This is a genomic window from Mycobacterium sp. E1214 (assembly GCF_001666755.1).
Classification (GTDB): domain Bacteria; phylum Actinomycetota; class Actinomycetes; order Mycobacteriales; family Mycobacteriaceae; genus Mycobacterium.
Genome location: NZ_LZJC01000129.1, coordinates 1 through 19,425 on the forward strand (window position 1 = coordinate 1; position 19,425 = coordinate 19,425).

21 protein-coding genes are annotated in these 19,425 nt (G+C 70.4%); 8 read left to right on the forward strand and 13 right to left on the reverse strand.

The features are described 5' to 3' along the window. The 5 genes from A5700_RS27310 to A5700_RS18070 form a co-directional block, all read right to left on the reverse strand. A partial coding sequence (locus A5700_RS27310) for a hypothetical protein (RefSeq protein ID WP_304442432.1) occupies window positions 1–222 on the reverse strand: 222 nt, incomplete at its 3' end. 182 nt (window positions 223–404) lie between these two features. After that, window positions 405–830 carry a molybdenum cofactor biosynthesis protein MoaE gene (locus A5700_RS18055; RefSeq protein WP_068066388.1) on the reverse strand — a complete coding sequence of 142 codons (426 nt, stop codon included), beginning with the start codon at window positions 828–830 and terminating at the stop codon, window positions 405–407. Next, window positions 827–1,309 (reverse strand): molybdenum cofactor biosynthesis protein B, encoded by a 483-nt coding sequence (locus A5700_RS18060; RefSeq protein WP_068066407.1) that lies wholly within the window; start codon window positions 1,307–1,309, stop codon window positions 827–829. The genes A5700_RS18055 and A5700_RS18060 overlap by 4 nt, the downstream gene beginning before the upstream one ends. Beyond that, entirely contained in the window at window positions 1,309–1,809 is a 501-nt protein-coding gene (gene moaC / locus A5700_RS18065; protein WP_068066385.1) for a cyclic pyranopterin monophosphate synthase MoaC, read from the reverse strand. Before moaC ends, A5700_RS18060 begins: the two co-directional genes overlap by 1 nt. 8 nt (window positions 1,810–1,817) lie before the next feature. Beyond that, entirely contained in the window at window positions 1,818–2,018 is a 201-nt protein-coding gene (locus tag A5700_RS18070; protein WP_068066382.1) for a hypothetical protein, read from the reverse strand. Between the two features lie 128 nt (window positions 2,019–2,146). Between A5700_RS18070 and A5700_RS18075 the strand changes: the two genes are divergently transcribed. Continuing rightward, on the forward strand, window positions 2,147–4,405 hold the full coding sequence (locus A5700_RS18075; RefSeq protein WP_068066379.1) for a helicase-associated domain-containing protein: 2,259 nt from the start codon (window positions 2,147–2,149) through the stop codon (window positions 4,403–4,405). A 35-nt stretch (window positions 4,406–4,440) separates the two neighbouring features. Then, window positions 4,441–6,090: a DNA repair helicase XPB gene (locus A5700_RS18080; protein ID WP_068066376.1), complete on the forward strand. Its 1,650-nt coding sequence runs from the start codon at window positions 4,441–4,443 to the stop codon at window positions 6,088–6,090. 16 nt (window positions 6,091–6,106) lie between these two features. On the opposite strand, the gene A5700_RS18085 is transcribed toward A5700_RS18080, so the two are convergent. Next, on the reverse strand, window positions 6,107–7,252 hold the full coding sequence (locus A5700_RS18085) for a thiolase family protein (RefSeq protein WP_068066373.1): 1,146 nt from the start codon (window positions 7,250–7,252) through the stop codon (window positions 6,107–6,109). 16 nt (window positions 7,253–7,268) lie between these two features. Continuing rightward, window positions 7,269–7,697, reverse strand: coding sequence for a Zn-ribbon domain-containing OB-fold protein (locus A5700_RS18090; protein WP_068066403.1), 429 nt, complete (start codon window positions 7,695–7,697; stop codon window positions 7,269–7,271). A gap of 147 nt (window positions 7,698–7,844) precedes the next feature. On the opposite strand from A5700_RS18090, the gene A5700_RS18095 reads away from it, so the two are divergent. Further along, entirely contained in the window at window positions 7,845–8,138 is a 294-nt protein-coding gene (locus A5700_RS18095; protein WP_068066370.1) for a putative quinol monooxygenase, read from the forward strand. 6 nt (window positions 8,139–8,144) lie between these two features. Here the strand turns inward: A5700_RS18095 and A5700_RS18100 are convergent, their stop codons facing one another. After that, window positions 8,145–9,134 (reverse strand): LLM class F420-dependent oxidoreductase, encoded by a 990-nt coding sequence (locus A5700_RS18100; protein ID WP_068066367.1) that lies wholly within the window; start codon window positions 9,132–9,134, stop codon window positions 8,145–8,147. Between the two features lie 108 nt (window positions 9,135–9,242). Here A5700_RS18100 and A5700_RS18105 point away from each other — a divergent pair, with 108 nt between their 5' ends. The 3 genes from A5700_RS18105 (at window position 9,243) to A5700_RS18115 (ending at window position 12,139) form a co-directional block, all read left to right on the forward strand. Continuing rightward, window positions 9,243–10,451: an FAD-dependent monooxygenase gene (locus A5700_RS18105; protein ID WP_068066363.1), complete on the forward strand. Its 1,209-nt coding sequence runs from the start codon at window positions 9,243–9,245 to the stop codon at window positions 10,449–10,451. A 43-nt stretch (window positions 10,452–10,494) separates the two neighbouring features. Beyond that, on the forward strand, window positions 10,495–11,355 hold the full coding sequence (locus A5700_RS18110) for an LLM class F420-dependent oxidoreductase (protein ID WP_068066400.1): 861 nt from the start codon (window positions 10,495–10,497) through the stop codon (window positions 11,353–11,355). Between the two features lie 187 nt (window positions 11,356–11,542). After that, entirely contained in the window at window positions 11,543–12,139 is a 597-nt protein-coding gene (locus A5700_RS18115) for a bifunctional 2-polyprenyl-6-hydroxyphenol methylase/3-demethylubiquinol 3-O-methyltransferase UbiG (protein ID WP_068066360.1), read from the forward strand. A gap of 28 nt (window positions 12,140–12,167) precedes the next feature. Here the strand turns inward: A5700_RS18115 and A5700_RS18120 are convergent, their stop codons facing one another. Both A5700_RS18120 and A5700_RS18125 read right to left on the reverse strand, forming a co-directional pair. After that, entirely contained in the window at window positions 12,168–14,312 is a 2,145-nt protein-coding gene (locus A5700_RS18120; RefSeq protein ID WP_068066357.1) for a 3-hydroxyacyl-CoA dehydrogenase NAD-binding domain-containing protein, read from the reverse strand. A 4-nt stretch (window positions 14,313–14,316) separates the two neighbouring features. After that, window positions 14,317–15,528: an acetyl-CoA C-acetyltransferase gene (locus tag A5700_RS18125; protein ID WP_068066354.1), complete on the reverse strand. Its 1,212-nt coding sequence runs from the start codon at window positions 15,526–15,528 to the stop codon at window positions 14,317–14,319. Between the two features lie 186 nt (window positions 15,529–15,714). Between A5700_RS18125 and A5700_RS18130 the strand changes: the two genes are divergently transcribed. Further along, on the forward strand, window positions 15,715–16,908 hold the full coding sequence (locus tag A5700_RS18130; RefSeq protein ID WP_068066351.1) for a pyridoxal phosphate-dependent aminotransferase: 1,194 nt from the start codon (window positions 15,715–15,717) through the stop codon (window positions 16,906–16,908). Here A5700_RS18130 and A5700_RS18135 read toward each other — a convergent pair. The 3 genes from A5700_RS18135 to A5700_RS18145 all read right to left on the reverse strand — a co-directional run bounded on the left by A5700_RS18135 (window position 16,901) and on the right by A5700_RS18145 (window position 18,352). Next, window positions 16,901–17,350 carry an SRPBCC family protein gene (locus A5700_RS18135; protein WP_068066348.1) on the reverse strand — a complete coding sequence of 150 codons (450 nt, stop codon included), beginning with the start codon at window positions 17,348–17,350 and terminating at the stop codon, window positions 16,901–16,903. The two genes, A5700_RS18130 and A5700_RS18135, sit on opposite strands and share 8 nt — an antisense overlap. 2 nt (window positions 17,351–17,352) lie before the next feature. Further along, window positions 17,353–17,802 carry an SRPBCC family protein gene (locus A5700_RS18140; protein WP_082959712.1) on the reverse strand — a complete coding sequence of 150 codons (450 nt, stop codon included), beginning with the start codon at window positions 17,800–17,802 and terminating at the stop codon, window positions 17,353–17,355. A gap of 94 nt (window positions 17,803–17,896) precedes the next feature. After that, window positions 17,897–18,352, reverse strand: a complete 456-nt coding sequence (locus tag A5700_RS18145; protein WP_068066342.1) for an SRPBCC family protein — start codon at window positions 18,350–18,352, stop codon at window positions 17,897–17,899. A 69-nt stretch (window positions 18,353–18,421) separates the two neighbouring features. Here A5700_RS18145 and A5700_RS18150 point away from each other — a divergent pair. After that, window positions 18,422–19,425, forward strand: a 1,004-nt coding sequence (locus tag A5700_RS18150) for an alpha-keto acid decarboxylase family protein (protein ID WP_197504160.1), incomplete at its 3' end; no start/stop codon positions are given.

Consider the following 19,425-nt stretch of genomic DNA (forward strand, 5'->3'; position numbering starts at 1 on the left):
CGGTGTCCACTCGCTGTAGCGCACCTCCCCCACCAGCACCGGCTCGACGTACGTGACGCCGCGGGCTTCGGCGCGGGCGGCAGGTCCGCCGGCGGGGCGGGCGGCGCCTGCGGAGCCGGCTGGTCGAAGGAGGCCAACTGCACCGGCGGCGCCGGGTCGGCCGGCGGCGGCGGCCCCGGCTCCCGGCGACGCGGACTTCCACGGATTCGTGCCGGCCGACATGCCGCAGCAGGCCGACACGGTCGGCTACACGCAGCAGCTGTGGAACGCGATCAACGCCCAGGGAATCCGGGGCAACGACGCGCTCAACGGTGTCGGACAGCCCTAGCCCGCAGCGTCGCTGATACTTCCGGCGCGCCCCGGACGCCCTCGGCGTTCGGGGCGTGCCGGTCTCCACGGGCCGCTCAGGCCGAGCCCACCCACTCCTCGGTTCCGTCGTCGAAGAACTGGTGTTTCCACACCGGCAGTCGGGCCTTGATGGTGTCGACGAGCTCGGCGCAGGTGGCGAACGCCGCCTGGCGGTGATCGGCGGCGACCGCCGCGACCAACGCGGCCTCGCCGATGTGCAGCGCGCCGACGCGATGGCTGGCCGCGATCGCGCGCACGCCGCTAGAGCGCCGCGCGACGTCGGCCACCACCTCTTCGATGACCTGGTCGGCCGACGGATGCGCGGAGTACTCCAGCCGGACCACCCGACGGCCGCCGTCGTGGTCGCGGATCATGCCGACGAATCCGACGACGGCACCGGCCGACTGGTGGCCGACGAGCTCCTCGTGCTCGGCCAGGAAGATCGGGTGATCCGTCATTGCCGCGCGCACGACGAGCGTCATTGCCGATGGTCTTTGCCGGCGATCTGGTCCAGGGCGTGCTCGAGGACCTCGGCAAGGACCAGCAGGCCGTCGCGCACGCCACCGGGCGACCCGGGCAGGTTGACGACGAGCGTGCGACCGGCCACCCCGCACACGCCCCGCGACAACACCGACGTCGGCACCTGCCGCTCACCCGACCGGCGGATGGCGTCGGCGAGGCCGGGGATCATGTAGTCCAGCACCGCCACGGTCTGATCGGGCGTGCTGTCGGTCGGCGAGATGCCGGTGCCGCCGGAGGTGATGACGACGTCGACGTCGCCGTCGATCGCCTGGCGCAGGGCGTCGCCGACCGGGGCGCCGTCGGCGACCACCTCCGGCTGCACCGCGGCAAACCCGCGCTCGCCCAACCAGTCCGCGATGATCGGGCCGCAACGGTCGTCGTACTCGCCCGCCGCCGCCCGGGTCGAGGAGATGATGACTCGAGCCGATCGATCGCTCATCAGCGCACCCACCTTCCGCTCTTGCCGCCTTCCTTGCGCAGCACCCGAATGTCGTCGAGACGCGCGGACGGATCCACCGCCTTGATCATGTCGTACAGCGTCAACGCGGCGACGCTGACGGCCGTCAGCGCCTCCATCTCCACGCCCGTGCGATCGGTGCTGCGCACCGTCGCGGTGATTCCGACCTCGCGGTCCCCGACGGCGAACTCGACGTCGACGCCGGTGAGCGCCAGCTGATGGCAGAGCGGGATCAGCTCACTGGTGCGCTTGGCGGCCATGATGCCCGCGACGCGCGCGGTCGCCAGCGCGTCGCCCTTGGGCAGGCCGCCGGTCGAGATGAGCCCCACGACGTGCGCCGAGGTGCGCAGGACGCCCGCGGCGACCGCGGTCCGTTTCGTGGCCCCCTTGTCGGTGACGTCGACCATGTGCGCCGCCCCGCGCTCGTCCAGGTGCGACAACCCGGTCGCGGGGGGGTTGGCTGCCTCGGGGGCCCTGGCCATCCTGGCGACTATCGGTTGACGACGGTGACCGGGTGCAGGTAGGGCAGGTCGGTGGAAGGCAGCGGGAACACCAGCTCGCCGAAGGGCGACAGCGCGCCGGTCCGATCGGTCACGAGTTCACTGACCGCGTGGTCGTCCGGGTCCGTCGTCGGCCAGCCGTTGTCGACGTACCGGGTCTTGCGCTCTTTACCCTCAACGTTGTCAGCCACGGATCCATTCTGACAGGTCGCCTGCGCGCGCGTGGTGCAAGACCGCCGGTGACGTCCTGGGCCGCCCGGGGCCCGCCCGGCGGTCGAGGTCTGCTGGGCTCCGGCCGACTGCTTTACGCTGGTCAGCAATGACAGACAACACCCCGGACATCCCGCTGGGGTCGTGGCTGGCCGAGTTATCCGACGAGCGGCTGATCCGACTGCTGGAGTTGCGGCCGGACCTCGCCCAGCCCCCGCCCGGCAGCATCGCCGCGCTCGCCGCGCGGGCGCAGGCCCGCCAATCGGTCAAGGCCGCCACCGACGATCTCGACTTCCTGCGCCTGGCGGTGCTCGACGCGCTGCTGGTGCTGCAGGCCGACGTGGCGCCGGTGCCGACGGCGAAGCTGCTGGGGCTGATCGGTGACCGCGCTCCGGAAGGCGACGTCCTCGAGGCGGTGGACGACCTGCGGCTGCGCGCCCTGGTGTGGGGCGAGGCCGGGCTGCGGGTCGCCGCGGACGCGGGCACCGCGCTGCCGTGGCACCCGGGCCAGGTCATCCTCGAAGACGGCTCGCGGACGGCCGAAGAGATCGCCGGCCTCGTCGACGGGCTCGACCAGGCCCAGCGCGACGTGCTGGACAAGCTGCTGGAGGGGTCCCCGATGGGCCGCACCCGTGACGCCGCGCCCGGCGCGCCCGCGGACCGGCCCGTCCCGCGGCTGCTCGCGCTGGGGCTGTTGCGTCGCGTCGACGCCGACACCGTGATCCTGCCGCGCCACGTCGGCCAGGTGCTGCGGGGCGAGCAGCCCGGGCCGCTGCGGCTGACCGCGCCCGACCCGGTGGTCTCGACCACCACCGCGGCGGACGTCGACGCGGCCGCCGCGGGCTCGGTCATCGACCTGCTGCGCGAGGTCGACGTGCTGCTCGAAACGCTGGCCGGCGCGCCCATTCCCGAGCTGCGCAGCGGCGGCCTGGGCGTGCGTGACGTCAAGCGGCTGAGCAAGGTGACGGGCGTCGACGAGCCGCGGCTGGGCCTGCTCCTGGAGGTCACGGCCGCGGCCGGCCTGATCGCCAGCGGGATGCCCGACCCGCAACCCGTGACCGGCGAGGCGCCCTACTGGGCACCGACCGCGGCCACCGACCGGTTCACCGCGATGTCGGCCGCGCAGCGCTGGCAGTTGCTGGCCGTCAGCTGGCTGGACCTGCCGGGCCGGCCGGCGCTGATCGGCAGCCGCGGCCCGGACGCCAAGCCCTACGGCGCGCTGAGCGATGCGCTGTATTCCACGGCCGCCCCCCTGGACCGGCGGCTGCTGCTGGGCATGCTCGCGCAACTTCCGCCCGGCGCCGGGGTCGACACCGCCACGGCGTCGGCGGCGCTGATCTGGCGCCGCCCGCGGTGGGCCAAGCGCCTGCAACCCGAACCGGTCGGGCACCTTCTCGCCGAGAGCCAGGCGCTCGGCCTGGTCGGGCGGGGCGCGCTCAGCGGGCCGGGCCGGGCGCTGCTGGACGAGGACGCCGACGCGCAGCTCGCGGTCGACGCCATGGCCCGGGCGCTGCCCGACCCCATCGACTACTTCCTGGTGCAGGCCGACCTGACGGTCGTGGTGCCCGGCCCCTTGAAGCGCGAACTCGCCGAGCAACTGGCCGCGGTGGCCACCGTCGAGTCGGCCGGCACGGCGATGGTCTATCGCGTCAGCGAGCAGTCGATTCGGCATGCGCTCGACGTCGGCAAGACCCGCGACTGGATGCACGCCCTGTTCACCCAGCACTCCAAAACGCCGGTGCCGCAGGGGCTGACGTACCTGATCGACGACGTGGCGCGCCGCCACGGGCAGCTCCGCATCGGCATGGCCGCGTCGTTCGTGCGCTGCGAGGACCCGGCCCTGCTCGCCCAGGCCGTGGCCGCGCCGGCCACCGAAGGGGTGCAGCTGCGCGCCCTGGCCCCCACCGTGGCGGTCTCCCCGGCGCCGATCGGCGAGGTGCTCACGGCGTTGCGGGCGGCCGGCTTCGCCCCCGCCGCCGAGGACGCCTCGGGCGCCATCATGGACGTTCGGCCGCGCGGTGCCCGGGTGGCCACGCCCCAGCAGCGACGGCCGTATCGCCCGTTGCGCCGCCCGAACAGCGACAGCCTGCACGCGGTGGTCGCGGTGCTGCGTAAGGTGACCGCCGCGCCGTTCGGCAGCGTGCGCGTCGATCCGGCCGCCACCATGACGCGGCTGCAACGGGCCGCGAAGGAACAAGACACGCTGGTGATCGGTTATCTAGACGCGGCCGGTGTGGCGACCCAGCGGGTGGTATCGCCGGTGACCGTCCGGGGCGGCCAGTTGGTGGCCTTCGACTCAGCGTCGGGACGGCTCCGCGACTTCGCCATCCACCGCATCACGTCGGTCGTGTCGGACGGCGACCGATAATCGGTGAGAGACCAACAGAAAGGGGTGGCGCTTCGATGACCGATGGACCGTTGATCGTCCAGTCCGACAAGACGGTGCTGCTCGAGGTCGACCACGAGCAGGCCGGCGCGGCGCGCGCCGCCATCGCGCCGTTCGCTGAACTGGAACGCGCGCCCGAGCACGTGCACACCTACCGCATCACGCCGCTGGCGTTGTGGAACGCGCGGGCCGCCGGCCACGACGCCGAGCAGGTGGTCGACGCGCTGGTCAGCTTCTCGCGCTACGCGGTGCCGCAGCCGCTGCTGGTCGACATCGTCGACACCATGGCCCGCTACGGCCGCCTGCAGCTGGTGAAGAGCCCGGTGCACGGCCTCACGCTGGTGAGCCTGGACCGCGCGGTGCTCGAAGAGGTGCTGCGCAACAAGAAGATCGCGCCGATGCTCGGCGCCCGCATCGACGACGACACCGTGGTCGTGCACCCCAGCGAGCGCGGACGCGTCAAACAGATGCTCCTCAAAATCGGTTGGCCCGCCGAGGATCTCGCGGGTTACGTGGACGGCGAGGCCCACCCGATCAGCCTGCATCAGGACGGTTGGCACCTGCGCGACTACCAGCAGATGGCCACCGAGTCGTTCTGGTCCGGCGGGTCGGGCGTCGTGGTGCTGCCGTGCGGGGCCGGCAAGACGATGGTGGGCGCGGCGGCCATGGCCAAGGCGAGCGCGACGACGCTGATCCTGGTGACCAACGTCGTCGCCGCGCGGCAGTGGAAACGCGAGCTGGTCGCGCGCACGTCGCTCACCGAGGACGAGATCGGCGAATACTCCGGTGAGCGCAAGGAGATTCGGCCCGTCACCATCTCGACCTACCAGATCGTGACCCGCCGCACCAAGGGCGAGTACCGGCACCTGGAGCTCTTCGACAGCCGCGACTGGGGGCTGATCATCTACGACGAGGTGCACCTGCTGCCGGCGCCGGTCTTCCGGATGACGGCCGATTTGCAGTCCAAGCGGCGGCTCGGGTTGACCGCCACGCTGGTCCGCGAGGACGGCCGCGAGGGCGATGTGTTCTCGCTCATCGGCCCGAAACGCTACGACGCGCCGTGGAAGGACATCGAGGCGCAGGGGTGGATCGCCCCGGCCGAATGCGTCGAGGTCCGGGTCACCATGACCGACAACGAGCGGATGATCTACGCCACCGCCGAGCCCGAGGAGCGCTACAAGGTCTGCTCGACCGCGCACTCGAAAATCGCCGTGGTCAGATCGATCCTGGACAAGCATCGGGGTGAGCAGACCCTGGTGATCGGCGCCTACCTCGACCAGCTCGACGAGCTGGGTGCCGAGCTGAACGCGCCGGTGATCCAGGGTTCCACCCGCACCAAGGAACGCGAGGCCCTGTTCGACGCCTTCCGCACCGGCGAGGTGTCCACCCTGGTGGTCTCCAAGGTCGCGAACTTCTCCATCGACCTACCGGAAGCCTCTGTCGCCGTTCAGGTTTCGGGGACGTTCGGGTCGCGCCAGGAGGAGGCCCAGCGGCTGGGCCGGTTGCTGCGCCCGAAGTCGGACGGCGGCGGGGCGATCTTCTATTCGGTGGTCGCCCGTGACAGCCTGGACGCCGAGTACGCCGCACACCGGCAGCGTTTCCTCGCCGAGCAGGGCTACGGCTACATCATTCGGGACGCCGACGACCTGCTGGGGCCGGCCATTTAGGCTGGGGGGCAACCGCTTACAGCGACAGGATGGTCGCCGAGGCGGTGCCGGGCGCGCCGTAGACCTGGGCCAGGCCGACGCGCGGGTTGCCCGGCACCTGCCGCTCCCCCGCCTCGCCGCGCAGCTGTCGCACCAATTCGTGCATCTGCCGCAGGCCCGACGCCCCGATCGGCTCTCCGTTGGCGATCAGCCCGCCGTCGGTGTTGACCGGGATGGACCCGTGGATTTCGGTGGCGCCGTCGGCCAGCAGCTTCTCCTGCTCGCCGTCGGCGCACAGCCCCGTCTCGGCCATGTGGATCACCTCGGCGCCGGCGTCGGTGTCCTGCAGCTGGGCGACGTCGACGTCCTCGGGACCGATGCCCGCCGCCTCGTAGGCGGCCCGGGCCGCGTATACCGTCGGGGCGAAGTCCTCGTCCAGCGGGGCCGACGTGGCGTGCACCTCGTAGGCGCCGTAGCGTCGGGTCCGAATCTCGCACGCCCGCACGTACACCGGCCTGTCGGTGTACCTGTGCGCGAGGTCGGCGCGGCACATGATGACCGCCGCGGCGCCCTCGTCGGGCGCGCAGAACATGTACTGGGTCAGCGGGTAGTTCAGCACCGCCGAGTTCAGGATTTCGTCCTCGCCAATCGGCTTGCGCCGGAACGCGTTCGGGTTCATCGCGCCGTTGCGGAAGTTCTTCGCGGCGACCTTGGCCAGGGTGGACCGCGAGATGTTGTGGTCGTGCAGGTACTTGTTGGCCTTCATCCCGAAGAACTTGGTGGTGACGAATTGGCCGTTGTTGGCATACCACTGCGGCAGCGCCAGTTTCGCGGGATCGTCGGTGAAGGCGCCGCGGGGGTGCTTGTCCAGGCCGATGGCGATGCCGATGTCGTACTTGCCGAGGCGGATCGTGTCGGCGGTCTGCTGGATGGCGCTGGCCGCGGTGGCGCAGGCGTTGAACACGTTGGTGAACGTGATGCCCGTCAACCCCACCAGCCGGGTCACCGCGTCGGGGTTGGACACCTCGTAGCTGCCACCGAAACCGAACTGGATGTCCCGCCATCCCACGCCGGCGTCGGCCAGTGCGGACTGCACGGCCTCGGCGCCCATCTGCATCGCGGTCTTGTCGAACCTGCCGAAGGGGTGCAGGCCCACTCCGATGATGGCGACGTCGTTGCTCATCTTTGGCCCTCCTGATCTAGACCGGCTGGAATGCGAAGGTGAGGATCTCGGTGCCGTCGGCGTCGGTGGTCAGGGGCACCATGGTGAGCTCCACCTCCTGGCCGAATTGCAGTCGGGCCGGGTCGTTTTCGGTCAATCGCCCCTCGACGCGAAGCACGGCCTCTGCCCCCAGGCCGAGCTGGACGAGACCGACGCCGAACGGCACGAAGTCCTTGCCGGTCGGGCCGGCGTAGGGGGCGCCGGGCGGGAAGCCCTGGGTGGTCCAGGCGATCAGCGTGCCGCGGCGCGGCAGCAACACCTCGGACATCCGCCCGGCGCTGCAGCGCGGGCACCATTGCTGCACCGGGAAGGTCGTGGCCCCGCACTCGCCGCAGCGGCTGCCGATCAATTGCGGACTCTCGTCGGGCCAGGTGGAAATCTCCGGGGCGAGTGCCTTCTGCTGCATCGAGCGGTCCTCCAGGTTCGCGCCATCGCTCACTGAACCGTATAACAGGTTTCCGAAAAGTGGAAATTGCATTCTCATTGCGGCGGCGGGCCGTTCGGATGGGTCGACTATCTTGGCGAGGGGTCGACACGACGTGAGGAGACGACTATGCCGGTCACGGTGCTGCTTGAACTCCGCTTCAAGCCCGACGCGGTTTCCCAGGGGCGCGAACTCATGCAACGGACGCTGCAGGTCACCCGCGGCTTCGAGGGGAACCTGCGCACCGACGTGCTGATCGACCAGGACGACGAGGCGCACTGGATCGTCTACGAGGAGTGGGCCACCGTCGAACACGACGAGGCTTACCGCGCGTTCCGCGCCGGTGAAGGCAAGGTGACCGAACTGCCCCCACTGCTGGCCGCACCGCCGGCCAAGACGCGATACGAGACCGCCGACGTCTGAGGACCGCTAACTCAGCGCGGGAATGACCTCGCGCTCGAAGGCCTCGATGCCCGAGCGGTCGTAGGCCGCCTCCGGGAAGTTGCAGATCACGTACTCGCAGCCGAGGTCGCGGATCTTGCTGAGCCGCTCGATGACCTGTTCGGTTGTGCCGGTTGCCGAATCGGCTCGGCTGGCGCCGGCGATCATCGTGTCCGCCGCCTGTTCGGGAACGTAACGGATCATCCGGTCGCGAACCCGCTTGAGCCGGTCTTTGACGTCGGCGTCCGAGCTGCCGATCACGGCGTTGACGTTGACCGAGCGTACGATGGCGTCGAAGTCGGTGCCGACGGCGCGACAATGCTCGGCGAGCACCTGCGACTTGTGGACGAAGGCCTCGTGTTCGGCCGAAAAGTTGGTGTACTGCGCGTACTGCGCCGCGATGCGCAGCGTGACCTTCTCCCCACCGCCGGCAATCCACAGCGGAATCCCATTGCCTTGCAACGGCTTCGGCGACACGATCGCCCCGTCCACCTGATAGTGCTTGCCGTGCAGGCTCACCGTGCCGTCGCGCCAGGCGTCGCGCATGATCTGCACGCCCTCGTCGAGGCGGCCGAGCCGTACCCCGGCGGACGGGAAGCCGTAACCGTAGGCGCGCCATTCGTGTTCGTACCAGCCGCCGCCGATGCCCATCTGGATCCGGCCGCCGGAGATGATGTCGGCCGTGGCGGCGACCTTGGCGAGATAGACCGGGTTGCGGTAGCTCATCGCGGTGCACATCTGGCCGAGCTTGACGCGCGACGTCGTCGCGGCGTACGCCGCCATCAACGACCAGGCCTCGTGGGTGGCTTCGTTCGTCGGCACCGGGATGGTGTGGAAGTGGTCGTAGACCCAGACCGAGTCCCAGGCGCTGTTGTCCGCGTAGGCGGCCAGGTCGCGCATCACCGCCCAGTGCTGCGCGGGCTCAATGTCCACCAGGTCCAACCGCCATCCCTGCGGGATGAAGAAACCGAAGCGCATGTCATGGAACTCTAGCGGGGCGCGCGGTGTGGGCTCGCCCGCCGCGGCGCATGCTTCGCCGCGGCGCCGCCCGCACGCGCGGTATCCGGCCAGGTGGTAGTAAGGCCCATGCGGATCCTCATCTCCGGTGCCAGCATCGCGGGTCCCGTGCTGGCCTACTGGCTCAACCGCTACGGGTTCGACGTCACGGTGATCGAGCGCGCGGCGGCGCCGGGCGCTCCGGGGGGTCACGCCGTGGACCTGTTCCGTCCCGCGCTGGACATCTCGGAGAGGATGGGCGTCCTGCCGCGCATCGAGGCCCGGTCCATGCGCGGCGACCGGATGACGGTGTACCGAGAGGGCCGGCAGCGGCCCGCCGAGATCGACCTCGGCCGCGACCATCCGGCGGCGCCCGATAGGCACGTGGAAATCCTGCGCGACGACCTGAGCGAGATCTACCGCGAGGCCTCCCGCGCCGACGTCGAGTACCTGTTCGGTGACTCCATCACCGGGATCGACCACGACGGCGAGGTGACCTTCGAACGCGCCGAGCCGCGCCGGTTCGACGTCGTCGTCGGCGCCGACGGGGCGCATTCGACCGTGCGCCGCCTGACCTTCGGCGCGGGGGCCGGGGTGACGCGGTTCCTGGGCGGATACCTCGCGGTGCTGTCCGCGCCCAAGGCGCTGGCCGATCCCGGCGGCAGGATCGGTCACGTCGGGCCCGGGCGCTTCGCGGGCATCTACACCGCCGAGCACTTGGACGACGCCCGGGTGGTGTTGCTGTTCCGCGGCACCGAGGACGTCGACCACGACCCCAGCGACACCGCACGGCAGCGGGAGTCGGTGCGCGCCGCGTTCGCCGGGATGCACGAGCAGGTGGACGGCTGGTTGGCGCAGCTCGACAGCGCGGCCCCGTTCTACTGCGACGCGATCACCCAGCTGCGCATGGACATCTGGTCGCGCAGGCGGGTCACGCTGGTCGGCGACGCCGGCTACAGCCCCGGCCCCGCGGTCGGCGGGAGCACCAGCCTGGCCGTGCTGGGCGCCTACGTGCTGGCAGGTGAACTCGCGTCGGCGGACGGCGATCACCTGCACGCGTTCGCCGCGTACGAACTGCGGATGCACCACGCGGTGCACCGCAGCAGGGCCTTCGCCCGCGACGCGGCCAGGAGCGTCGTCCCCGCGTCGCGGGCCGGGGCCTGGGCGCTGCTGCGCGGGGCGACGTCGGCGTCACGGGCGCCCGAGCCGCTGTCGCGGGTGTTGGGCAGGCGGGTTGCCAAGGCGCGCCGGGCGCACGAGCGGATGCCGGTGCCCGACTACGGCGGTGCGGACGTTTGACAGCATGGTGGGGCAACCGCACGCCACCAACGGAAGGCCTTCGATGGAACTCACCGGTGTCGGGATCTGGAGCAGTCAGTTGCGCTACGGCGACCCGGGCGAATCCGCCGACGCCGCAGCCGAATTGGAGGAGCTCGGGTTCTCCGCGTTGTGGATACCCGACGTGGGCGGCCCGGTGTTCGACGCGGTGGCGCAACTGCTCGACGCCACCACGCGGACCGTCGTCGCCACCGGCATCCTCAACCTGTGGATGCACGCCCCCGGTGACGTCGCCGAATCGTATGCGGCGCTGACCGCCGAGCACGGCGAGCGTTTCCTGCTGGGCATCGGGGTCAGCCACGCGCCCCTGATCGACGCCGGCCAGCCGGGCCGCTACCGCAAACCCTTGGCCGCGACGGCGGCGTTCCTCGACGGGCTGGACGCCGCGCCGCGGCCGGTGCCCGCCGGCAGCCGGGTCCTCGCCGCGCTCGGGCCGAAGATGCTGGCGCTCTCGGCGAGCCGCGCCCGCGGCGCGCACCCGTACCTGGTCACTCCCGACCACACCGCCGCCGCGCGATCGACGCTGGGCGAGGGCCCGCTGCTGCTGCCCGAGCAGACCGTCATCCTCACCGACGATCCCGACGAGGCCCGCCGCGTCGGGACCGAGTGGCTGCGCGCGTACCTGGCGTTGCCCAACTACGCGAACAACCTTCTGCGCAGCGGCTTTTCGGACGACGACCTGAGCCAAGTCAGCGATCGTGTCTTCGACGCCATCATCGCCTGGGGTGACGAGGCGGCGATCCTGCGCCGCGTCGAGGAGCACCGCGCGGCCGGCGCCGACCACGTCTGCGTGCAGGTACTGCTGGCCGACCCACAGGCGTTCCCGCGCGAGCAGTGGCGCCGCATCGCGGCGGCGCTGGCGTAGCGAGGCGGGCGGCCGGCGGAGTCACCGCGGCGCTGGCGTAGCGGGGCGGGCGGCCGGCGGAGTCACCGCGGCGCTGGCGTAGCGAGGCGGGCGGCCGGCGGAGTCACCGCGGCGCTGGCGTAGCGAGGCGGGCGGCCGGCGGAGTCACCGCGAGAACGCGGCTTGCCCCGCGGCCTACGCTCGACGAATGGGTCTCAAGCAGACGTTGTTCACGCTGATGTACCGGTTCGGGTTCACGCCCTGGGACGGCCACCCGATCGCGGAAATGCTGCGGGACCTCGTCGAACAACTGCCGCCCGGCAGGGCGCTGGATCTGGGCTGCGGCACCGGTGACGCAGCGATTTACCTTGCGCAGCACGGCTGGCGCACCACCGGCGTCGACTACGTCGACCAACCGCTGCAGGCCGCGCGGGCCAAGGCGTCCGCCGCCCAGGCGCAGGTCGACTTCGTCAAAGCGGATGTCACCAAGCTCAGCACCGAAGGCGTCGGCGCGGATTTTGCGCTCATCGTCGACAACGGCTGCCTGCACAATCTCAGTGACAGCGACCGCGACGCCTACGTCCGCGAGGTCAGCGCGGTGGCGGCACCCCGCGCGCGGCTGCTCATCGTGGCGTTCCTGCCCGGCGGCCGGTTCGGCGTGCGGGGCGTCGCGCCCGCCGAGATGCAGCGACGATTCGCCACCGGATGGACGTTGCTGTCCAGCGGAACCGAACGGCGACTCGACGAGGAGCAGACCCCGACGCATTACTACCTCTACGAACGCGAAAGCCCCTGCAGCCGTTGAGCTGCAGGGGCTTTCGTGTGCCTTCGGCTTAGGTCAGCGACGCCGGCGGCGTGAAGCGGTCGCCGTAGCGGGCGGCCAGCTCCTTGGCCCGGGCCACGAACGCCTCCTTGCCGACGCCGCCCGCACCCTGGTAACCCACGATGAACTGCGCGCTACCGCCGGTGTAGGGCGGGAAGCCGATGCCCATGATGGACCCGATGTTGGCGTCGGCGGTCGACGTCAGCACGCCCTCGTCGAGGCACTTCTGGGTCTCGAGGGCCTCGGCGAACAGCATGCGGTCGATCATGTCCTGCAGCGGCAGCTCGGTGGAACCGGACTTGAACTCCTCGCGCAGGCCCGGCCACAGCCGCGTCCGCTTGCCGTCGACGTACTCGTAGAAGCCCGCGCCCTTGAGCCGCGACGGGCGGCCGAGCTCGATCATCTTCTCGACGACGGCCTCGGCCGGGTGCGGCTCGTAGGTGCCACCCGCGTCCTCGACGCCCTTGCGGCTCGCGGTCGCGATCTTGTGCATCAGCTCCAGGTTGAGCTCGTCGGACAGCTGCAGCGGCGGGGCCGGGTAGCCGGCCTGCGACCCGGCGTGCTCGATGCTGGCGGGCTCGACGCCCTCACCCAGCATCGCCAGCGCCTCGTTGACGAAGGTCCCGATGACCCGGCTGGTGAAAAAGCCGCGGCTGTCGTTGACGACGATCGGGGTCTTGCCGATGGCCAGCGTGTAGTCGAACACCCGGGCCAGCGCCTCGTCGGAAGTCTTCTCGCCCCTGATGATTTCGACCAGCGGCATCTTGTCGACCGGGGAGAAGAAGTGGATCCCGATGAAGTCCTCCTGCCGCTTGACGCCGGTCGCCAGACCGGTGATCGGCAGCGTCGAGGTGTTCGACCCGAGCAGCGCGTTGGGTTCGACGATGTCCTCGATCTCCTGGAACACCTTGTGCTTGAGGTCCTGGTTCTCGAACACGGCCTCGATGACGAAGTCGACGCCCTTGAACGCCTCGGGGTCGGCGGCCGGCGTGATGCGGCCCAACAGCGCCTTGCTCTTCTCCTCGGTGGTCTTGCCGCGCTGCAGCGCCTTGGCCTCGAGCTTCTCCGAGTAGCCCTTGCCCTTTTCGGCGGCCTCCAGGCTGACGTCCTTGAGCACCACCTCGTAGCCGGCCTTGGCCGACACGTAGGCGATGCCGGCGCCCATCATGCCCGCGCCCAGCACGCCGATCTTGTTGATCGGGGTCTTGGCGATGCCGTCGGGCCGCGAGCCGCCGCCGTTGATGTGCTGCAGGTCGAAGAAGAACGCCTGGATCATGTTCTTGGCGGTCTGGCCGGTGACCAACTGGGTGAAGTACCGGCTCTCGATGCGGCTGGCCGTGTCGAAGTCCACCTGCGCGCCCTCGACGGCCGCGTCCAGGATGGCCCGCGGTGCCGGCATCGGCGCACCCTTGAGCTGCTTTTTCAGCAGCGCCGGGAACGACGGCAGGATCGCGGCCAGCCCGGGGCTGGACGGGGTGCCGCCGGGCATCTTGTAGCCCTTGACGTCCCACGGCTGGGTGTGCGAGTCGGGGTTGGCCTTGATCCACGCCTTGGCGGCGGGAACCAGCTCCTCGACCGAGCCGACCAGCTCGTCGACCAGGCCGATCTCCTTGGCCTTCGCGGGCTTGAAGCGGGTGCCCTGGGACAAGATGTTCATGAAGGCGTTCTGGATGCCGAACATCCGCACGGTGCGGGTCACCCCGCCGCCGCCGGGCAGCAGGCCCAGCGTCACCTCGGGCAGGCCCAGCTGGCTGCCCTTGACGTCGGCCGCGATGCGGTGATGACACGCCAGCGCGATCTCCAGGCCGCCGCCCAGCGCGGCGCCGTTGATGGCGGCCACCACCGGCTTGCCGAGGGTCTCCAGGGCCCGCAGGTCACGCTTGACCGACTCGACGGTGTCGAACGCCTCGCCGGCGTTCTCCGGTCCGAGGTTGATCATGCCCTTGAGGTCACCGCCGGCGAAGAAGGTCTTCTTCGCGCTGGTGATGACGACGCCGGTGATCGAATCCTTCTCCGCGGCAAGGCGTTCCACGGCGTTGTGCATGGACTCGCTGTAGTGCTCGTTCATCACGTTGGCCGACCCGGTGGGGTCGTCCAGCGTCAGGGTGACGATGCCGTCGTCGTCCTTGTCCCACGCAATAGTGTTCTCCGCCATAGCCTTAAACCCTCTCGATAATGGTGGCGACACCCATGCCGCCGCCGATGCACAGCGTGATCAGCGCGCGACGCGCGTTGCGGCGCTCGAGCTCGTCGACCATGGTCCCGGTGATCATGGCGCCGGTGGCGCCCAGCGGGTGGCCCATCGCGATCGCGCCGCCGTTGACGTTGAGCTTCTCGTCCGGGATGTTGAGGTCCTTCTGGAACTTCAGCACCACCGACGCGAAGGCCTCGTTGAGCTCGAACAGGTCGATGTCGTCGACCGTCAGGCCGGCGCGGTCCAGCACCTTGCGGCTGGCCGGGGTGGGGCCGGTCAGCATGATGACCGGGTCGGAGCCGCTGGTGGCGGTCGCCACGATCCGCGCCCGCGGGGTCAGTCCCTGCGACTTGCCCGCGGCCTCCGAGCCGACCAGCACCAGCGCGGCGCCGTCGACGATGCCGGAGCTGTTGCCGCCGGTGTGGACGTGGTTGATCTTTTCCACCCAGTGGTACTTCTGCAGCGCCACGTCGTCGAAGCCGCCCATCTCACCGACGCCGTCGAACGCGGTCTTGAGCTTGCCCAGGCCCTCCAGCGTGGAGTCCGGCCGCATGTGCTCGTCGTGGTCGAGGATGACCAGGCCGTTCTGGTCGCGCACCGGCACGACCGACTTGGCGAAGTAGCCGCCCGACCACGCGGCAGCCGCCTTCTCCTGCGAGCGCAGCGCGTAGCGGTCGACGTCCTCGCGGGAGAAGCCCTCGAGGGTGGCGATCAGGTCGGCGCCGATGCCCTGCGGGACGAAGCCGAGGCGGTAGTTGGTCTCAGGATCGGTCGCCCAGGCGCCGCCGTCGGAGCCCATCGGGACGCGGCTCATCGACTCGACGCCGCCGGCCAGCACCAGGTCGTCCCAGCCGGACCGCACCTTCTGCGCGGCCGTGTTGACGGCCTCGAGGCCCGACGCGCAGAACCGGTTCAGCTGCACGCCGCCGGTGGTCTCCGGCAGCCCGGCGACCAGTGCCGCGGTGCGGGCGATGTCGCCGCCCTGGTCGCCCACGGGCGAGACCACGCCGAGGATCAGGTCGCTGATCAGGTTTTCGTCGAGGTCGGGGTTGCGCCGGCGCAGCTCGTCGACCAGCCCGACGACCAAGTTGACCGGCTTGACCTCGTTGAGCGACCCGTTGCGCTGCTTGCCGCGCGGGGTGCGGATGGCCTCATAGATGAAAGCTTCTTCGGACATGTGAAGTTCCTGTTCGCAATCTAAGGGTGTGGGTCCGTCTACAGAGTAGGGCCCGATCCACCCTAACAGGGGGCCCGGCCAACCTGTTGGTTGGCCAGGGTCGCCTCACCCGACTCCGCCGCCGCGCGTACCCGAATCGACGTTCGCGCCCCACGGTCGCCGCCGGGCGCCCTAAGCTCAACCAGCATGACGGTGTCGGGGCTGCGTCCCTACGCGACCACCATCTTCGCCGAGATGTCCGCGCTCGCCGCGCGCATCGGCGCGGTGAACCTCGGTCAGGGATTCCCCGACGAGGACGGCCCGCCGGCGATGCTCAAGGCCGCGCAGGACGCCATCGCCGAGGGCGTCAACCAGTACCCGCCGGGCCCGGGCATCGCGCCGCTGCGCCAGGCCATCGCCGCGCAGCGCAAGCGCAACTACGGCATCGACTACGACCCCGACACCGAGGTGCTGGTGACGGTCGGGGCGACCGAGGCGATCGCCGCCGCGGTCCTCGGGCTGGTCGAACCCGGCTCGGAGGTCCTGCTGATCGAGCCGTTCTACGACTCCTATTCGCCGGTGGTCGCGATGGCGGGCGCCCACCGGGTGACCGTCCCGCTGGTCCCGCACGGCCGCGGCTTCGCCCTCGACGCCGACGCACTGCGCCGCGCGGTGACGCCGCGCACCCGAGCGGTCATCGTCAACTCGCCGCACAACCCGACCGGGACGGTGCTCAGCGCCGCCGAGCTGGCCACCATCGCCGAGGTCGCCGTGGCGGCCGACCTGCTGGTGATCACCGACGAGGTGTACGAGCAGCTGATCTTCGACGGCCGCGAGCATCTGCCGCTGGCCGGGTTCGACGGGATGGCCGAGCGCACCGTCACCGTGTCGAGTGCGGCCAAGATGTTCAACTGCACCGGGTGGAAAATCGGGTGGGCCTGCGGCCCCGCGCCTCTCATCGCCGGGCTGCGGGCGGCCAAGCAGTACCTCACCTATGTGGGCGGTGCGCCCTTCCAGCCGGCCGTGGCGCTCGCGCTCGACACCGAGGACGCTTGGGTGGCGGACCTGCGCAGCTCGTTGCAGGCCCGGCGGGATCGGCTGGCCGCGGGACTTCTCGACATCGGCTTCGAGGTGCACGCCAGCGCCGGCACCTATTTCCTGTGCGCCGATCCGCGCCCCCTGGGCTACACCGACAGCACCGCGTTCTGCGCCGCCCTGCCCGAAAAGCTCGGGGTGGCGGCCATCCCGATGTCCGCGTTCTGCCTGCCCGCCGACGCCCAGTCCGCCTCGCAGGCGCAGGTCTGGAACCACATGGTGCGCTTCGCGTTCTGCAAACGCCAGGAGGTGTTGGACGAGGCGATCAGCCGGCTGGGCGGGCTGCGCGACGGGGCGGTCAGCTAGCCGGGCCGTAGCCCTGCATCACCCGCTGGCGCAGCCCGTCGAGCGCGGCGCGCAGGATCTTCTTGCGGGCCCGGCTGACCCAGAACTCGGGCAGCGGCGCCGCCGGCTCGACCGTGATGGTGAACCGCACGCGGGTCCGCCCGTCGCCGACCGGGTTCAGGTTGTACTCGCCGTGCTGGCCGTGCTGCTGCGCGGTGCGGCGCGCGTCCCACACCATCCAGTCCGGGCCCCAGTGGTATTCCAGCAACTCGGTGTCGTGGATGCCCGTCACCGCAATGGAGACCCTGACGTGGTGCGGGCGGCCGTCGGGATGCTTGTCGACGACCTCGACCCGCTTGTGCACCGCTGACCACGTCGGCACCGCGTCCATGTCGGCCAGCGCCTCGATGATGACGTCCGGGGGCGCGTCGATGACGATCTCCGACGACGCTTGGATGGCCACCGTTACGCCCCCGCGTCGCCGCCGCGGGCGACCAGGTTCGTCAGCCCCCGCACCGCGGCGTCCATGATGTGCTCGCTGGCGCGCCGGACGACGAACGCCGGCACGGGGCGGCCCGGCTCGACGGTGAGGTCGAACCGCACGCGGCTCTTGTCGAGTCCCTCGGGTTTGATCGTGTATTCGACGTGCTGGCCATGCTGCTGCGACGTTCCCTTGGCGTCCCACACCATCCAGTCCGGGCCCCAGTGGTATTCCAGGATTTCCTTGTCGACGAGCCCCAGGATCTTCACCTTCGCCCTGACGTGGTGCGGCCGGCCGTCGGGATACCGGTCGATGATCTCCATGTGCTTGTGCAGCGGCGACCACGACGCAAGCACACCGACGTCGGCGAGCGCGCCCATGACCTTTTCCGGCGGCGCGTCGACGATGAACTCTCGCGATGCTTTTACGGCCACTGCCATGAACCTAGCAACATCGCGGCGAGGGCGGACCGAATCCTTCAAAGCCGTTCTACCGCGCCATGTTCGGGCGATGCCGCGCGCCCGGCGGCTAGCGGACCTTCTTCACCTGCAGCACCCGGTCGCGCAGTCCCTTGGTGCCGGCGTCGATGGTGCCCTTGATCGCGCGCTTGAGGACGAACCCGGGCAGCGGCACCATCGGGTCGACGCTGATCTCGAACGTGACCTTGGTCTTGTCGGCAGTCTGGTCGGAGTGGGGGGTCAGCGTGTACGACGCGTCCTGCGACCGCTGCTGGCCCGAGCTGATCAGCGTCCAGCTCACCTTGTTCTTTGCCCAGGTGTAGGCGATCACCTGTTCGTCGGTGATCCCGGCCGCCTTGACCCTCATCTTCACCGTGGCGGGCCGGCCGTCGGCGTGCCGCTCGAGAACTTCCACGCTTTGATGGGGGTCGGACCACTCGGTCATCGACTCCAGATCGGCGATGACGTCCAGAATTTCCTCGGGCGTCGCCTCGACGACTATTTCCCGGGTTTCGTTGATTGCCATGGCCGCACGATAGGCCAACCGGCTGCCACCGAGGGGTGATTTGGGCCGAGCGGGCGTACCGTCGTCACCGTGACTTCCCTGCGCATCGACGACTCCGAAGAATCCTTCTACACCGTCGGCGACTACCTCCTGGACCGCCTGGCCGAGCTGGGCGTCTCGGAGATCTTCGGCGTCCCCGGCGACTACAACCTGGCCTTCCTGGACCACATCGTCGCCCACCCGAGCATCCGGTGGGTGGGCAGCGCCAACGAGCTCAACGCCGGGTACGCGGCCGACGGGTACGGGCGGTTGCGCGGATTGGCCGCCGTGGTAACCACTTTCGGCGTCGGCGAGCTGTCCGCGGCGAACGCCATCGCCGGCAGCTACGCCGAGCACGTGCCCGTCGTCCACATCGTTGGCGGCCCCTCCAAGGACGCGCAGGGCACCAGGCGGGCACTGCACCACTCGCTGGGTGACGGTGACTTCGAGCACTTCTTCCGGGTGAGCCGCGAAATCACCTGCGCGCAAGCAAATCTGATGCCGGCGACGGCGTGCCGGGAGATCGACCGGGTGCTCTCGGAGGTGCGCGAGCAGAAGCGCCCCGGATACCTGCTGCTGTCCACCGACGTGGCCCGGTTCCCCACCGAGCCGCCGTCGGAGCCGTTGCCCAGCTACTCCGGCGGCACCAGCCCCCGCGCGCTGTCGCTGTTCGTCGAGGCGGCCACCCAGCTGATCGGCGCGCACCGCGTGACCGTGCTGGCCGACCTGCTGGTGCACCGGTTGCAGGCGGTCAAGGAACTCGAAGCGCTGCTGGCGGCCGACGTGGTGCCGCACGCGACGCTGATGTGGGGGAAGAGCCTGCTCGACGAGAGCTCCCCCAATTTCCTGGGCATCTACGCGGGGGCGGCGAGCGCCGAATGGGTGCGGGCGGCCATCGAGGACGCGCCGGTGCTCGTGACGGCGGGCGTGGTGTTCACCGACATGGTCAGCGGCTTTTTCAGCCAGCGCATCGACCCCGCGCGCACCATCGACATCGGGCAGTACCAGAGCAGCGTCGGCGGTGCGGTCTTCGCCCCGCTGGAGATGGGCGCGGC

Coding starts and splice junctions, on each gene's coding strand:
- A5700_RS18075 (WP_068066379.1), top strand. CDS start 2,147: ATGACAGACAACACCCCGGACATCCCGCTGGGGTCGTGGCTGGCCGAG.
- A5700_RS18095 (WP_068066370.1), top strand. CDS start 7,845: ATGCCGGTCACGGTGCTGCTTGAACTCCGCTTCAAGCCCGACGCGGTT.
- A5700_RS18125 (WP_068066354.1), bottom strand. CDS start 15,528: ATGTCCGAAGAAGCTTTCATCTATGAGGCCATCCGCACCCCGCGCGGC.
- A5700_RS18120 (WP_068066357.1), bottom strand. CDS start 14,312: ATGGCGGAGAACACTATTGCGTGGGACAAGGACGACGACGGCATCGTC.
- A5700_RS18090 (WP_068066403.1), bottom strand. CDS start 7,697: ATGCAGCAGAAGGCACTCGCCCCGGAGATTTCCACCTGGCCCGACGAG.
- A5700_RS18130 (WP_068066351.1), top strand. CDS start 15,715: ATGACGGTGTCGGGGCTGCGTCCCTACGCGACCACCATCTTCGCCGAG.
- A5700_RS18145 (WP_068066342.1), bottom strand. CDS start 18,352: ATGGCAATCAACGAAACCCGGGAAATAGTCGTCGAGGCGACGCCCGAG.
- A5700_RS18100 (WP_068066367.1), bottom strand. CDS start 9,134: ATGCGCTTCGGTTTCTTCATCCCGCAGGGATGGCGGTTGGACCTGGTG.
- A5700_RS18115 (WP_068066360.1), top strand. CDS start 11,543: ATGGGTCTCAAGCAGACGTTGTTCACGCTGATGTACCGGTTCGGGTTC.
- A5700_RS18110 (WP_068066400.1), top strand. CDS start 10,495: ATGGAACTCACCGGTGTCGGGATCTGGAGCAGTCAGTTGCGCTACGGC.
- A5700_RS18055 (WP_068066388.1), bottom strand. CDS start 830: ATGACGCTCGTCGTGCGCGCGGCAATGACGGATCACCCGATCTTCCTG.
- A5700_RS18085 (WP_068066373.1), bottom strand. CDS start 7,252: ATGAGCAACGACGTCGCCATCATCGGAGTGGGCCTGCACCCCTTCGGC.
- A5700_RS18105 (WP_068066363.1), top strand. CDS start 9,243: ATGCGGATCCTCATCTCCGGTGCCAGCATCGCGGGTCCCGTGCTGGCC.
- A5700_RS18080 (WP_068066376.1), top strand. CDS start 4,441: ATGACCGATGGACCGTTGATCGTCCAGTCCGACAAGACGGTGCTGCTC.
- A5700_RS18060 (WP_068066407.1), bottom strand. CDS start 1,309: ATGAGCGATCGATCGGCTCGAGTCATCATCTCCTCGACCCGGGCGGCG.
- moaC (WP_068066385.1), bottom strand. CDS start 1,809: ATGGCCAGGGCCCCCGAGGCAGCCAACCCCCCCGCGACCGGGTTGTCG.